This is a genomic window from Paraburkholderia sp. EG286A (assembly GCF_040965375.1).
Classification (GTDB): domain Bacteria; phylum Pseudomonadota; class Gammaproteobacteria; order Burkholderiales; family Burkholderiaceae; genus Paraburkholderia.
In genome coordinates, this window is the sequence record NZ_JBFRCB010000001.1 from 318,227 (window position 1) to 332,127 (window position 13,901).

Genomic DNA, 13,901 nt, shown 5'->3' on the forward strand with positions numbered 1-13,901 from the left:
AAGGGGCTAGATTCAGCGCTCTAACCCATCAACAACCGTAGGGGCGCAAGGGGGCGCGAGCGCGCGAAAGGCCGCCTGGCGGGGCCTTTCACGCGTTCGGCAAAGCAGAAACCAGCAGGGACGAGGTGCGCGTTTAACGCTTCTTGAGCGCGGTTTTCTTCGCCGGGCGAGCCGGTTTTGCTGCAGCCGGCGCGCGCACGGCGCTCTTGCGAGGCGCGGCTTTGGGCGCGCGCTTCTTCGCGGCGCTGGCGGGCACGGAAGCGGCCGAAGGCGCGGCTTCGCTTGCGCGCTCGCGGCCGAGCGTCTTGTCGAGGATCGTGGCGACCCGGCCGCCCAGGTAGTCGCTCGACTGCGCTTCGAGCGCGCGCAGGATCTCGTGCTCGACGAACACGGTGGAAAGCGGCCGCAGCCGCCAGATCGCGTCGACGAGCGCGGGCATGTCTGTGGCGGGCGGCAGCGCGCCCTGATCGTAGCGATCGAGATGGCGCACGACCATTTCGACCAGCACGCGCGCGATGGCGTCGAAATGCGGACGCGTTTCTTCGAGCACGTCGAGCAGCTCGCGCGCGGGAATGCCCTCGCGCACGGTTGCCGCCGCGGCGTCGAGCATGCCCGGATTGCGCGAGACGAACGACAGCCCCTGGCGTTCGAGCAGCCCGAGGTCCGCGAGGCGCGCAAGGCTACTCGGCGCTTGCGGTCCGAACAGCTTGATGAGCTGCGGCAGCGAATATGTTTTCGGCCGCGCGTGCGACCACGGACCGCCAATCGCATTCTCGAGGCCGAGGATCGAGCGCAGGTCGCCGCCGTCGTCGATCGCCAGGATGAGATCCTGAATGTTGGCGAGCGTGTAGCCGCGCGCGAGCAGATGGTGAATGAGCTTGAGCCGCGCAACGTGCGAGTCGTTGTAAATGCCGACGCGCCCGCGCTTCTCGGGCGGCATGAGCAGGTCGCGGTCCTGATAGGCGCGCACGTTGCGCACCGTCGTGCCCGCCACGCGAGCGAGTTCGTCGACGGTGTATTCGCTGTCGGTGACGCGCTCGGGCGCGGCATCGGTCACGGGGGCTTTGGGCGTTTTCGGCATGCAGCGATTTTAGCGCGAGCGGCCCGGCCCACGCGAGCGCGCCTGGGTACACGCTCAGGTCCGTGCCCGGGCGTGCCCTTTCTCGCCCTTGCGCGCAGGCGCCGCCTCGCTGTTGCGCCGGCCCGGTGCGCCCCTAGAAGCGGTAAGAGAGCGCAAGGAACGAGATGATCGGATCGGCCTTGAGGTCGGCCCGGCTCACGCCGAGCTCGCTGCCGTCCGCAGCCTTGACGATCACCGATGACGTCGTCTTCAGCGGAATATAGGTGACCGACGCAACGATCCCCAGATGCTTCGTGACGTTGTAGGTGGCCCCGAGATTGAATACCGGCGACCACGACGACGACGCCTTCGCGCTGATCTGCGTTTGCCCCGACTTGCCCGCGCCGGCCGCGAGCACGGAGCCGAGATCGTCCTGAGTGGCCTTCACGAAGTTCGGATTGAGCTGGATATCCGAGAACCAGTTGTACGACACGCCGATGCCGAGGAACGGGCGGAATTTTGCATCGGCGTCGCGAAAGTAGTACTGGAAGATCAGCGCCGGGCTCCATTGGCGCACGCTGCCGACAATGGGGTTCGTCGCCGGGTCGCTGAGATTCTGGCTGCCGAGCGCGCCCGCCGGACCCGGCGGCTTGATCGTGCCGTGACCATAGAGCTTGAAGGTGGGCGGCACGCCCGCCACCGTGGTGAGCGCGATATGGTCCGTGAAGAAGTGGCTGATGACGAGGCCGACCGTATCCGCGTTCGACGACGAGAGCCCCGTGCCCGCCGAAGTGAACGAGCTGGGCAGCCGCAGCGGCGTGTTGATCGGCACGGGCGCGACGTCCGTGGTGAGCGGCGTGCTCGAATTCTGCGTCGTGACGTGAAACCAGCCGAGTGCGACGACGTTGTCGCCGGCGTGCTGCGCATACGCGCTCGCCGTCAGCCCGGCGGTCAGCGCCGCCACTGCCATGCGTTTCATGATGTCCCTCCCAGGTGCGGGTGTGCCTGACCCGCGCGCGGCGGCGCGACGCATGCTTCGGGATGCCCGGCATGCGTCGTCCGCTTTTGCTGCGCGCGCCTTTGTGGCCCGGCCGCCGCCGCGTTGCGCGACGACCGGGAGTGGCCACCTCGTGAATGGCGCGGTTCGCCGCGCCGTTATTGTTCGAAGATTCGCTTCGTGATCCTTACTGAACGAACGCGCCAGCCGTGAAGTACGGGTCCGATGGCGTCGTCATGTCGAGGTAGCCGAACACGCCGCCCGTGAAGATCATCTTGCCGGTGGGTGTCGCGCCGGTGGAGGCGCCCACGTGCGTGGTTGTCACCGTGCCCGGTACGGTTTGGGCGAAGTTCAGATCGAGGGCAGTGGCGAGCGCGGCCTGCGAGGCGTTGAACGGATCGAGCAGCGTGGCCTGGGTGCCCTCCAGCGCGAGCGTGCGATAGTCGAACTGGCTGTCCACGCCGATGTATTCGCCGTTCTGCGAGCCTTGCGCGATGGCCGTTTGCGGCGCGAGCACGGAGATGCCCGATTCGTCGTCGGCCACCGGGCCCGTGGCGCCGCTTTGCGGATCGACGCCGACCTGCGGATACGCCACGCCGGTGCGCACGAGCACGGGCACGAGCTGGCCGCGCAGCTTGCCGACAATCATGAAGCCCTTGCCGGCCGGCTCCGTAGTGACGAGCGTCGGCTTGACCTGCCCCTGGAAGTGATCGGTTTCGAACGCGCCGCTGCCATCGGCCGACTGCGCGAAGTTGGTGCCGGGCTGCTGGCATTTGCCGGCGTTCACGCCCGTGTTGTCGCATTCGGTCCATGTGCCGTTGGCATTGATCGTGATCTTCGCGTCAACCGCAGCCGGCTGGAAATTCTGCGAAGGCACCTGGTGATAGCCGAGCTGGCTGTACGTGCCGGCGACGTTCGCGAGATTCGTTTCGATCGCGGAGAAGCCGATGAACGGGTAGTACGGGAATGTCGTGTCCGGCACGACGCCGATACCGCCCGAGCCCTTGTACGCGATCTCGGCGCCCGGAATCGTGCCGCCCGCCACCCCTTCGCCAATGAATACGCGCGCCGGGCGGTTGGGATCGAGACTCGCGCCATTCAGGCGGAAGGCGCACTGGTTGAGCTTTGCCGTGGGGAGGCCGGTTTCCGCCGTCAGCGTGCCGGTGGCGAGCTGGCCTTTGCGCGTGGGCGTCACGGTGCCAGTGGTCTGCGGGATCGGCGACTCGACATAGGTGATTTGCCAGGTCATTTTGGCCGTGTCGAGCTGCAGCTTGACGAGTTCGCCGTCGCCGCCGCCGCCGGTGTACACCGTGTTGTAGTCGAGCGAGGTGGGGCAAAGCGCTGCTTCCACGAGCGGCGCGCTACTGCTGCTTCCATTGCCGCCACCGCACGCGCTGAGCGCTGCGATCATCGGTGCGGCAATCGAGAGCGCCGCGAAAAATTTCCATTGCATACTGCGTCTCCAGAGTCTTGTTGTTGGCGAGAGCGCCTGCCAGTCATTCGTAGTGCGAAGTTAAGGCGGTCGTGACAGATCGGGCTGCCGCGACCGCCTGATGGACTACTGTGGCTGGATCAGCGCACCGACGCCGAAGTAAGGCTGATTGGGCGTGGCGCTGTTCGCCGAACTGGCCGTGACGCCGCCGTTTTCTTCGCCGTTGATGAAGATGCCGTAAAGGCCGCCCACCGCAATCAGGTTGCCCGCCTTGCCCTGGGTATCGGTCACGCCGATCAGGCCGGGGTGCGTCTGCGTGTAGTCGAGCGTGAACTGGCTCTGCGTCGTCATCGTCGAAGGCTTGAGGAAGCCGGCCTGCTGGCCGTTGATGAGCGTTGCCGTGTAGGCGAAGTTCGAGTCCGCACCAATGTAGCTGCCGTCGAACGCGCCCGACGTGAGGGTCGTCGCGGGCGCGAGCAGGGCGATGCCGGACTCGTCGTCCACCGCGATCTGGTTGCTCAGGCTGATGGTTTCGTTCACGTAGCCGGTGCGTACGACCACGGGCACGATGGCTCCGTTGAGCTTGCCGAGGATCAGGTGCCCGGCGCCGCCCTGGCGGCTCACGATGACGTTGTTGCCGAGATTCAAGGGGAACGGCAACGGTGTGGGCGTCTCGATCTGCGGTGCGTCGGGGCTGTCGAAATAGCTGCCGCTCGTGCTCGCCGTCCATGCATTCGCCGCGGTTGCGCAACTCGTGTTGGTCGCGCCGCTGGGCACGCTGCAATTGCCGCTGCCGTCGTACTGCTCCTGTGTCACCTTCGCCGCCGGCGCAAAACTGCTGGAGGGGAGGATGTGATAAAGCAGCGCGTTATACGAGCCCTTGAGATCGGCGAGGCTCGTGCTCACCGACGAAAAGCCGATGAACGGATAGAAGTCGAACGTGCGCGGCGCGACCCCGCTGAAGAGCAGATTCGCGGTGGTATCGCCGTCGATGTTCACGGTCGCGCCCGGAATGCCGCCGCCCGCCACGCCAAAGCCAACATAGATCGTGGGCGGATTGTTCGCGTTGTACGCCGTGGTGTAGGTGCTGCCGTTGATCGTGCCCGTGCCCGCCTGAAGCTGGAACGCACACGTGATCTGCGCGGCGGTTGGCAGCGAGCCCGCGGGAGGATGCTGCACGGCGCCCGTGATGGTGAGGCCCGCACGCGTGTTTTGCACCGAACTCGCGGCCACGGGAATGGGCGAGGTGAGGAACGTGAGCTTGTACGTCATCTTCGTCGGGTCGATGTTCAGGCTCACGACCTCGCCACTGCCTGCGCCGCCCAGATACGTGTTCGCCGCGATGTCCGCCGCGGCGGGACACAGCGCCGTGGCCGTGGGTGCGCTACTGGGCGGGCCCTGGTTCGCGCATGACGAACCCGAGCATTGCGCCGGGGTGATGGGTGCCGGATTACTGGCGGTACCTCCGCCGCAGGCGACCAGCAAAGGGGTCGCGGCCGCGGCCAGCATCAAGCTGCTGCGGACAATGCTCTCCAACATTTGTCTGCCTCCCTGTGTCGTATTTATGCGCAGAAGATTGGATCATGACATTGACCACTGTCAATTGAACGAACCGTCTAAAACGCGTGACGAGGTCGCTTCTGCTTGATGCTTCGCGGTTTGCGCACGCAGCAAGCGGGGTTTTTCCCGAGGCCGCGGTGCACGCGCCGTGCGCCCCTGCGCAATTGGCGTGCCTGAAACGGCTCGTTGACATGTCATCGCGATTCGTTGCGTGCGCGACGGTCGCTGAAAGGCAGAGGAAAGCCAATGATGAAATCGCGTTGGTTGGCCAGTTGTTTCGGAATGCAGATGAATATGCGCGTACTGTCTGAGGGTGAGGATATTCGGGAGTAGTCATCGCGCCGCAATGCTCAACGGTGAGTACATACGGGAATGGTCGGGGTGAAGCACTGCACAAACCTGCGTAGCAGGGTGGGCGTCGCAAAGAAAACCAAAGGTGAGCGTGTGCGGGAGCGTAAGTTCACTGCGGTGTGCGCCGCGCGATTTTTCGTCGCACCGTTTCGCACATCGACGGCCACGTGCAGGGCTATGTGCCGCGCGTTGCGCAACCCAAAGGTGAGTGTTTTCGGGAGCATGAACGCAACGAGGGCCATTGCTGCGTTGCGGCAGCGTCGCCGCGGGTGGGTCGTGATTCGCGGTATAGTCATTCGCGACAAGAGGCCTCGTTGTGCGCCCTGCGCTTCACCGCCGCCGTGTCCGAGCGGTCTGCAACGGAGTTAATCCATGGGTATCCTGGACAGGCTTTGGCCGCGCGCCCGCGCGAAGCAGGTGCCGGAATCGCCGCAAATCCAGACGCTGATCGGGCGTCTGCTCGTGCTCAGCCCGACGCTCAAGCTCGTGCCCGAGTGGCGCGAACGGCTTGCCCCCGCGCTCGCGCAATCGGTCGCGTATGTGCGCGAGGTGGTGGACCGCATGCCGCCCGCGCGCGAAGCGAGCGCCGCCACGTGGTCGAGCGACCCCTATATTCACGCGTTTTTTGCCGCGCCCGACGAGGTCGGCCATGTGCTGAGCCGCTCGCCCGAGCTGCATGCCTGGTTCGAGAGTCATCCGCTTGCGCGCGAGACTTACGCGGTGCTCGGCATGGCTCTGAACGAGCGGCGCGCCTTCGGGGCCGAGCAGCATGGCGACGAAGTGCACACCGATGTCATGCAGACGACGTTGAGCTTCGACGATCATCAGGTGCGCGTGTGCGGCGAAACCGAAAGCGACCTTCGCGAGCAGATCGTGCAGCGCGTGGTCGAGCAGATCGCCCTGGAAGGCCTCGAGCAGATCGGCGCCGACGAGTCGCGCCGCGACGTGCTGGAACAGGAGCGCGCGCTGCTCAGAACGCGCCTGCAACTGCTCACGCGCCACGGCGCGGGGACGCAACGCATGCTGGGCGAGCACGCCGTGCCAAACGTCGCCGAAGTGGCGAAGGTCGAGGCGCAGATTGCGCAGAACGAGAGCGAGATCGCCGCGCTCGGCCTCAAGAGCGAAGCGCTCGAACATCAACTCACGGTGATCTGCAGGGTGCTCGCGAATCCCGCGCAATACACGAACGTCGAAATGCGCGAGATCTGCCTGAGTCCGATGAATGTCCTGCTCGCGAACGGCGGCCCGGGCAACAGCGCCTCGATCATGTTCCCGCTCGCTCGGCTGCCGTCGAGCCCGCAAGGTTTGCGCGCCTTCTCCCTGGTGCGCTTTGCGCGCACCGACCTGCAACCGTTGCCGCGAGTGCTCGTGGAAGACAGCCGCTTCATGATCTGAACGCGGCGCCGCGGTCATAGGTGAGAAGATCCGGGAGCCGTGTGCATCGCTTTGCGACGGTTCGTCGATGAAGCGTGCCGTAATCACCGTCGCGCGCGCTCGGCTGCGGAAGTTTCGTGATCCCGATGGACAGGAGAACCTGGTTCCAGCGCGCAAGATTTTCCTGGTAGTCCCAGGTTAAGGGATGCGAATATTGCCGACTACCAGGTGTTCGCAGTCGAAACCTTGCGCGCGTGAGCGCGAGACGGCAAAAGGTGAGAGTTTTCGGGAACCGTGAGCAACGGTGCGAAATGGCGTATCGAATCGCTAACCGTTTACGCAAAAAGCCCCTTTAGCCGGGGCTTTTTTGTCATCGGCCGCGACAACGGTGCAGGTCCGTCGGCGCGAAAGGTGAGCGTTTTCAGGAGGCGTGAATCAGGCGCCCTGCGACGCCGGCCAGGCAAGCACGCCGTTCGCGTCGATCGAGAAGCGCAGCTCGCCGGTATGCGATGCCGGCGCATCTTCTGCGGCGATATCGAAGGTTTCTCCGGCGATCTCGACGGTAACGTAGCGGTCGCCGTGACGCAGCGACGTGCCCGCAATACGCCCTTGCCAGGCGCCTTCCTGCGTCGCGACGAGCGCGCGCGGCGAGACCCGCCACATTACGCGCGTGCCCACCGCAAGCGAGGTATCGGCGCAGGGCAGGCGCAGTCCCGTCGGCGTTTCGATCGTGCCGCCGGCACGCACGATCCCCTCGCCGACGTTGTGCAGTCCGAGCAGTTCGGCCACGCGCAGCGTGGCGGGCCGCTGGAACACGTCGGCCACGGCGCCCGCCTGCAGCACGCTTCCCTGTTCGATCACGAGCACTTCGTCGGCGAGCAGCGCCGCTTCGTCGGGGTCGTGCGTGACGATCACCGTCACCGCGCCTACCTCGCGTTGCAGCGCCCGCAACGACTGCTGCAGAAGGCGGCGGCGCGGCGTGTCGAGCGCGGCGAACGGTTCGTCGAACAGCAGCAGTTGCGTGTGCCGCGTGAGCGCGCGCGCGAGCGCCACGCGCTGGCGCTGGCCGAACGAGAGCTGGCGAGGCAGGCGTTCGGTGAGCGTGTCGAGGCCGAGGTGCGCGAGCCAGTAGCGCGCGCTGGCCGCGTCGGCATCGACGGGAAACGCGAGCTGCTGCGCCACCGTCATGTGCGGGAAGAGCCCGTAATCCTGCGGCATGTAGCCGATCTGGCGGCGCTCGGGCGGCAGCGCGCCGAGGTCGGTCGCCCCGAGCGTGACAGCGCCCGCGTCGTTGCGCTCGAGCCCGGCGATGATGCGCAGCGCGAGCGACTTGCCCGAGCCCGAAGGGCCGATGATCGCGAGCCGGCGCGTTTGCGGCTGCCACGCCACATCGAGCGTGAATGCGCCGAGGTGCCGGCGCGCCGCGAAGGCGAGACGCAGGCCGGCGTTTTCGGCCGCGGTGGCGGCCGGCGTGATAGCGGTGAGTTCGTCGCCGTAGTCCACGTTCACCGCCAGCGTCGAGCGTGCGCTGCGGCTATAGACGGAGAGCACCGCGCAGATGATCGCAATGCCGAGCGTGGGCAGCAGGAGCGGCATCATCGCGGGCAGGCCCTGGCCGCCGAACACGACGTAGGTATACACAGGCAGCGAATACGGGTGATACGCGACCATCACGGTCGCGCCGAATTCGCCGAACGCGCGCAGCCAGGCGAGCGCGAGCCCCGCGCGGATGGCGGGCCACGCAATGGGCAGCGTGACACGAAAGAACCGGCTGGCGGCGTGATGGCCGAGCGTGGCGGCGACGTCGTCGTACACGGGATCGACGGCGCTGAACGCCGAGCGCGCCGCGACGATCAGGAAGGGCGCCGCCACGAAGGTCTCGGCGAGCACGATGCCCGTGAACGAGTCGGTGAGCGAGCCACCGAAGAGCTGGCCAATGCCACTATACGGTCCGATGAGAAACAGCAGCAGCACGCCGCTCGTCAGCGGCGGCAGCGCGAGCGGCAACTGCACGACGAAGCCGAGCAGGGCAATGCCGCGCGCGCGCGAACGCGCGAGCCAGTAGCCGAGCGGCACCCCGCCCAGCAAGATGATGAACGCGGCCACGCTCGCGCTCGCGACCGACACGCCCACTGCCGACCAGGTGGCGTGCCAGTCGACGCCGGCCCAGTCCGCCTGCCCGATCTGCGGAATGCTCGCAACGAACGGCGCGCACAGGTAGACCGCGAGCAGCGCGCCGAGCCACCAGAGCGGCTGGGCGCGTTTCACGGCAACCTGTTCGGCACGTTGCGCGGCTTGTGTCATTGCTGTGCGGCGTCGATTACGGCTTGCACCGACGGCGGGATCGCCTGGGTCTGACCGTTGACGGCGGGTTTGGTCACATCCACGCCGTGCTCGGCGAGCAGCTTGCGGCCTTCTGCCGAGAGCAGGAAGTTCACGAAGCGCGCGGCGCCGGCGCTGTTCGGTGCGTCGTTGAGAATCGTGAGCGTGTAGTTCGCCTTGATCTTCAGTTCAGGAGCGGGATGGATCGCCGGAATCTTCAGGTCGGACGTTTCGGTCGAGTAGAAGAAGCCCGCGTCGAGCTGGCCCGACTGCAGACGGCCAACGAGCGTTTCTTCCGGCAGCACCTGCTCGGGATTCTCCGGCGTGCCAAGCGTTTTCTGCACGAGGTCAGGCTGGTTGTACGCCTGCGCGGCCTTCGTCATGAGCTCGACGGTGAAGGCGCCCTTCGGGTCGAGCTTCGGATCGGTGCGGCCGAGGCGGATGCCCGGTTCCTGCAGCACCTGATCCCACTTCTTCGTCTTGAAGTCGCCGGCGAAACGGCTCTTCGGGTTGTAGCCGATCAGGAGCGGCGATTCGGCGAAATTCACGTACCACGTAACGTGATTGCCGTTGGCCTCGCCCGTCAGGCTCGCGTTGACCTTCGGGCTCGCACTGATGAACACGTCGCCGCGGCGCAGCTTGCCCTTGATCTCATTGGCGATCTTGTTCGAGCCGGCTGCATAGCCCTTGAAATGCAGGCCCGTTTCCTTTTCGAACGCGGGGCCCACGCTCTTCTCCATGAGGTTCACGAGCGAGCCTGCATAGAGCACGTTGACATCGGATTCGTCGGCGAATGCGTTGGCGCTCGCGCCCATCGCGCCCATCACACCGCTCATCACGACGACTGAAGCCACCAGCTTGCGGATAAACATGTTCGACACCCCGTTCGTTATAAAGGCCCATATATTACGATGGACTGCTGTATTCATGTGCTTGCGACATTCGCTATTTTGGCGATCCATGCCTGTGCGCGTCACACTGACACGGCTAAACTGGGGGGCCAGTTCTTTTCCCCGTTCATTGTCCTGTTCAATTGTGGAGGCCCTCATGCGCACCAGCGCCCGTAACCATTTCTCCGGCCAGATCAGTGCGGTCAAGGCCGGCGCCGTCAACGACGAAGTCACGCTGCGCGCCGACGGCGGCCTCGAGATCGTCGCGATCATCACGCATGGCAGCGCCGCTTCGCTGGGTCTTGCCGCTGGCAAGCCGGCCTTCGCGCTCGTGAAGGCATCGTCGGTGATCCTCATGGTCGACGGCGACGCGAGCAAGGTGTCCACGCGCAACGTCGTGGCGGGCACGGTTTCGTCGGTCACGAAGGGCGCAGTGAATGCGGAAGTCGTGCTCGCGGCCCCGGGCGGCGCGCAGATCGCGGCCATCGTCACGAACGACAGCGTCGATCGTCTCGGCCTCGCGGCGGGCAAGCAGGCCGCGGCGCTCTTCAAGGCCTCGAGCGTGATCGTCGGCGTAGACGGTTGATGCGTTGCGAGCGCACGTGAGTGCAATGACACAGGGCAGTCACGACCCCGGCGCGCCGCCGCGCGATGTCGATGCGCTGGCCGCCGCGCGCTGCGACGCCCTAACGGGGGCGCCAGAGACGCCGCGCACGCCCGATGCCTGGCTCTTCGCACGGCTCGTCGCGGCGCGCGCGGTGCGCGGCGAATTGCCGTTGCTCGGTCTAACGCGCGCGCAGATCGACGCGCTCGGGGCGCGGCACTTCGTGTGCGCGGTGACGAGTGAAGCGCCGCACACGCACGTGATGGCCGATGCGTCGCATGCTGCATTCGCCACGGCAATGCATGACTTTCTCGTGGCGCTTGCCGCGCCGCAAGCCGACCCCGACGATGTGCGTTGCCTCGCCGCGATCATTGCCCACGCATGCCTGCGCCCCGATCATTTGTGGCGCGATCTCGGCCTGCGTGGCCGCGATGACGTGACAGGCATGCTGGAGCGCTTTTTCCCCGAAGTCGTGGCGCGCAACGTGGAAGGCTTGCGCTGGAAGAAGCTGCTGGCGCGCGAACTCGCGCTGGCATCGGGCGCCACGCCGGGCCCGGCGCCCGGTTGCCCCGGCTGCGAGGACTTCGGCTTCTGTTTTCCTGCTGGTCATTAGCCATCCAGAGGGGAACGGGGTGCGGCACGCATCGTGTATCCTTGCGCGCATGACCAAGTCCCCCAACGATCAACCGCGCGCGGACGCTCCCGCGCCCGCCCAGGCGCAGCAACCGGCCCGACCCGAGGTGCGTTTTCGCATGCGCATCATCCAGGACGGCACGATCGCGCTCGGTCCAGGCAAGGTGTCGCTGCTCGAGGCCGTTCGCGAGCATGGCTCGATCTCGGCTGCGGCGCGCAGCATGAACATGTCGTACCGTCGCGCGTGGCTGCTGATGGATGAACTCAACCGCGCGCTGGAGTCGCCGGCCACGGTCTCGGAGCATGGCGGGCAGAGCGGCGGCGGCAGCATGCTCACGCCCGTGGGCGAAGAGATCGTGCGCCTGTATCGCAGCATCGAGGCGCGCGCCGCGGCGGTCTGCGAGGCCGAGATCGAAGCACTCGTCAAACTCGTGAAATCCTGATGCGATGTGACGTGATGTGACGTGATGTGACGCGGCGGCGCACAGCCGCCAACGCCAGGCGTCTAGCCGTGGCGCAGGCAGAAACGCGAGACGGGCACCGCCGCAAGCGTCGGCGTCGCGTTCGCATGTAGCCGCATCATCAACTCGACGAAGCTGGCAAGGCTCGCCGTGCGCAATGGGTGCCACGTGACCTGGTGGCGTTCGCACACGCGCTTGAGCGTGCTCATCGAATCGTGGTCGATGCAGTCGACGGGAAACACCGCGAGATCCGCGTTGGCGAGCGCTGCGGCGAGCAGCCCCTTGCGATCCTCCACGCCGCCGTCGTGCACGGTCAGCTCGCCTCCCGCCGACTGCACCCAGCGCCTGAGCGCGTGATTCGAACCCGGCCTGCCACCCACGTAGACGATCCGGCGGCCCTTTAATGCATCTTCGGGAAGCGCGCGTTGGGCCTGCGGGTCTTCGTGCGCCTGCGTGGTCTGCTCCATCGCATGGACTTCGGCGCGCAAGGCGTCGATCAGCGCGTGGGCCTCGTCGAGCTGCGCGCGCAGCGTGTGGAGCGCGGCGGCATCGGCATGCGCGCGCTGCTCGGCGATTTCGCGGCGGCTCGTGTGCAGGGCGACCCGCGCGTCGCGTGCCGCGAGCGCTTCCTGCAGCACTTCGAGCTGCGCGTGCTGCGGCGTCGTCTCGCGCTGCGCCGCCAGCTGTGCGGTTTGCGCATCGAGGGCATGGCGCGCGGCGTCGCGCTCTCGGCTCATCTCGTGCAGACGCGCCTGCTGGCGCTCGATTTTGGCCCGGAATTCGGCGTTTTCCGCTTCCAGCGCCACGAGGCGGCGCAAATCCGCGCGGTTGGCCGCGCCAACCAGGTGCGAGAGCATGTGCAGCTCGCCGAACGCGGCCTGGCGCACTTCCATCGTCGTGGCCGGATGTGTCATCACCGCCCAGTATGCGGGCGGGATGTCGCCGTTCGCGAGCGCTTCGTTCCAGAGCGCGAGCACGGCCTGCGTGTCGCGCGCACTGGCGAAACGGCGCACCGCGCCGGCATAGCGCGTGTCGAGGGCCTTTTGCAGTGCCTTGCCGCCCGCGCTGCCTTCTATCGCCAGCTCGACGGCGGCGTGATGGATCTCGAGATCGCTCGCGCGCTGGGCGTCGAGCCGGGTGAATTTCGGGACGAGCTTGCGCAGCTCGTGCGTGCTCAGGCATGTGCCGATGATGGAGCAATGCAGATGGGCGTCGAGTTCGACGAGGCGCGTGCGCTGCCGCGCGCGGGCGAGTTCGGCTTGCGAAGGGCCGCAGCAGTCTGCGCTCGTCAGGCCGCGCAGCGTGGTCTCTTCGGCGGATGTGCCGCCCGGCGTGCGGGCGAGGCGGAACGGCGGTGCGTGCATGATGACCTCTGATCCACTGCGGAACGCGGGGCGGTGCATGGGCGCGTGCGGCGGCTGTGCCTCGACCCGGCCAGGCGCCCCCGGCCAGGCGCCCCCGGCTGGGCGCCCCCGGCTGGGCGCCCCCGGCTGGGCGCCCCCGGCTGGGCGCCCCCGGCTGGCCGCGCGCCGACAGCGCAATATACCATGGAATATAACGAAGGCCGGATGGTGGCCAGGGACACGGATCAGGCGGCGGGTTCGCGCACGAGCGTTGCTTCGACGGCGCTGGCGGTGACGGCTTTGGCCACTGAGCGACTCGCGGCCGCCTCGCGTGAAAGCGTTTCACAGTGCGCGTCGGCCGCGTTGGCATGCTGCGCGAGCACATGCTCGACGCCGAGCCCGACGAAGGCGGCATCGAGCCGCTCCAGTTCGGCCACGGTGCGGCGCAGCGCTTCGGTATCGAGACAGAACGCGTCGCTGAAAAGCGCATCGCGCGTCTTGTCGAGGCGGCGCGCGTCGCGAATCGCGCGCTTGAGTTCGCGCTGGCGGACGAAGCGGGCCAGATCGATGCGCCGCGAGAGCGCGACGAGGAGCGGCTGCAGCGACGCCCCGGCTGGCGCCGCGTGCGCGTCACCCATGCCGCCACCGCCACTGCCGTCGCCACGCGCGAGCATGCGCTCGAAGCGCTCGATGCTGTTGCGCAGGCGCCGGAACGCGTCGATCAGGTCGCGGATCAGCTCCGCGCGCTCGCGCCCTGACGCGGGACGCAGCGTCGTGATCGTGGCCGCGAAGCCGTCCGCGCCGGCCCGCGCGGGTGCGCGACGCACCCGCGGTATCGATGTTGCCGGTGTTGCGCTTACGAGGCGCCGACTAC

The 13,901-nt window shown here is 66.9% G+C and carries 12 protein-coding genes; 4 read left to right on the forward strand and 8 right to left on the reverse strand.

What is annotated here, in order from left to right:
• Nucleotides 1-133: 133 nt before the first annotated feature.
• The 4 genes from AB4Y35_RS01505 to AB4Y35_RS01520 all read right to left on the reverse strand — a co-directional run bounded on the left by AB4Y35_RS01505 (nucleotide 134) and on the right by AB4Y35_RS01520 (nucleotide 5,028).
• Entirely contained in the window at nucleotides 134-1,081 is a 948-nt protein-coding gene (locus tag AB4Y35_RS01505; RefSeq protein WP_368703064.1) for a MerR family transcriptional regulator, read from the reverse strand.
• 133 nt (nucleotides 1,082-1,214) lie between these two features.
• Nucleotides 1,215-2,039, reverse strand: coding sequence for an OmpW family outer membrane protein (locus tag AB4Y35_RS01510; protein WP_324151147.1), 825 nt, complete (start codon nucleotides 2,037-2,039; stop codon nucleotides 1,215-1,217).
• Between the two features lie 205 nt (nucleotides 2,040-2,244).
• Nucleotides 2,245-3,510, reverse strand: a complete 1,266-nt coding sequence (locus tag AB4Y35_RS01515) for a DUF2957 domain-containing protein (protein ID WP_368703065.1) — start codon at nucleotides 3,508-3,510, stop codon at nucleotides 2,245-2,247.
• 105 nt (nucleotides 3,511-3,615) lie between these two features.
• Nucleotides 3,616-5,028: a DUF2957 domain-containing protein gene (locus AB4Y35_RS01520; protein ID WP_368703066.1), complete on the reverse strand. Its 1,413-nt coding sequence runs from the start codon at nucleotides 5,026-5,028 to the stop codon at nucleotides 3,616-3,618.
• A 744-nt stretch (nucleotides 5,029-5,772) separates the two neighbouring features.
• Here AB4Y35_RS01520 and AB4Y35_RS01525 point away from each other — a divergent pair.
• The gene (locus AB4Y35_RS01525; RefSeq protein ID WP_368703067.1) at nucleotides 5,773-6,795 is read left to right on the forward strand and encodes a hypothetical protein; all 1,023 of its coding nucleotides are present in this window, start codon (nucleotides 5,773-5,775) and stop codon (nucleotides 6,793-6,795) included.
• 414 nt (nucleotides 6,796-7,209) lie between these two features.
• On the opposite strand, the gene AB4Y35_RS01530 is transcribed toward AB4Y35_RS01525, so the two are convergent.
• Nucleotides 7,210-9,078 (reverse strand): ATP-binding cassette domain-containing protein, encoded by a 1,869-nt coding sequence (locus AB4Y35_RS01530; protein ID WP_368703068.1) that lies wholly within the window; start codon nucleotides 9,076-9,078, stop codon nucleotides 7,210-7,212.
• Nucleotides 9,075-9,968 (reverse strand): extracellular solute-binding protein, encoded by an 894-nt coding sequence (locus tag AB4Y35_RS01535; protein WP_368689144.1) that lies wholly within the window; start codon nucleotides 9,966-9,968, stop codon nucleotides 9,075-9,077. Before AB4Y35_RS01535 ends, AB4Y35_RS01530 begins: the two co-directional genes overlap by 4 nt.
• Before the next feature lie 175 nt (nucleotides 9,969-10,143).
• Here AB4Y35_RS01535 and AB4Y35_RS01540 point away from each other — a divergent pair, with 175 nt between their 5' ends.
• From AB4Y35_RS01540 to AB4Y35_RS01550, 3 genes are all read left to right on the forward strand, one after another.
• Entirely contained in the window at nucleotides 10,144-10,572 is a 429-nt protein-coding gene (locus AB4Y35_RS01540) for a molybdopterin-binding protein (protein ID WP_069261529.1), read from the forward strand.
• Between the two features lie 25 nt (nucleotides 10,573-10,597).
• Nucleotides 10,598-11,203 carry a nitrogen fixation protein NifQ gene (locus tag AB4Y35_RS01545; protein WP_368703069.1) on the forward strand — a complete coding sequence of 202 codons (606 nt, stop codon included), beginning with the start codon at nucleotides 10,598-10,600 and terminating at the stop codon, nucleotides 11,201-11,203.
• A gap of 139 nt (nucleotides 11,204-11,342) precedes the next feature.
• The gene (locus AB4Y35_RS01550; RefSeq protein ID WP_133183914.1) at nucleotides 11,343-11,666 is read left to right on the forward strand and encodes a winged helix-turn-helix domain-containing protein; all 324 of its coding nucleotides are present in this window, start codon (nucleotides 11,343-11,345) and stop codon (nucleotides 11,664-11,666) included.
• A 62-nt stretch (nucleotides 11,667-11,728) separates the two neighbouring features.
• On the opposite strand, the gene AB4Y35_RS01555 is transcribed toward AB4Y35_RS01550, so the two are convergent.
• Nucleotides 11,729-13,048: a DUF2325 domain-containing protein gene (locus AB4Y35_RS01555; protein WP_368703070.1), complete on the reverse strand. Its 1,320-nt coding sequence runs from the start codon at nucleotides 13,046-13,048 to the stop codon at nucleotides 11,729-11,731.
• Nucleotides 13,049-13,272: 224 nt separating this feature from the next.
• Complete coding sequence (locus tag AB4Y35_RS01560; RefSeq protein ID WP_368703071.1) at nucleotides 13,273-13,854, reverse strand: hypothetical protein; 582 nt, start codon at nucleotides 13,852-13,854, stop codon at nucleotides 13,273-13,275.
• Between the last annotated feature and the right edge of the window lie 47 nt (nucleotides 13,855-13,901).

Coding starts and splice junctions, on each gene's coding strand:
- AB4Y35_RS01510 (WP_324151147.1), bottom strand. CDS start 2,039: ATGAAACGCATGGCAGTGGCGGCGCTGACCGCCGGGCTGACGGCGAGC.
- AB4Y35_RS01530 (WP_368703068.1), bottom strand. CDS start 9,078: ATGACACAAGCCGCGCAACGTGCCGAACAGGTTGCCGTGAAACGCGCC.
- AB4Y35_RS01515 (WP_368703065.1), bottom strand. CDS start 3,510: ATGCAATGGAAATTTTTCGCGGCGCTCTCGATTGCCGCACCGATGATC.
- AB4Y35_RS01520 (WP_368703066.1), bottom strand. CDS start 5,028: ATGTTGGAGAGCATTGTCCGCAGCAGCTTGATGCTGGCCGCGGCCGCG.
- AB4Y35_RS01540 (WP_069261529.1), top strand. CDS start 10,144: ATGCGCACCAGCGCCCGTAACCATTTCTCCGGCCAGATCAGTGCGGTC.
- AB4Y35_RS01550 (WP_133183914.1), top strand. CDS start 11,343: ATGCGCATCATCCAGGACGGCACGATCGCGCTCGGTCCAGGCAAGGTG.
- AB4Y35_RS01545 (WP_368703069.1), top strand. CDS start 10,598: ATGACACAGGGCAGTCACGACCCCGGCGCGCCGCCGCGCGATGTCGAT.
- AB4Y35_RS01535 (WP_368689144.1), bottom strand. CDS start 9,968: ATGTTTATCCGCAAGCTGGTGGCTTCAGTCGTCGTGATGAGCGGTGTG.
- AB4Y35_RS01555 (WP_368703070.1), bottom strand. CDS start 13,048: ATGCACGCACCGCCGTTCCGCCTCGCCCGCACGCCGGGCGGCACATCC.
- AB4Y35_RS01525 (WP_368703067.1), top strand. CDS start 5,773: ATGGGTATCCTGGACAGGCTTTGGCCGCGCGCCCGCGCGAAGCAGGTG.
- AB4Y35_RS01505 (WP_368703064.1), bottom strand. CDS start 1,081: ATGCCGAAAACGCCCAAAGCCCCCGTGACCGATGCCGCGCCCGAGCGC.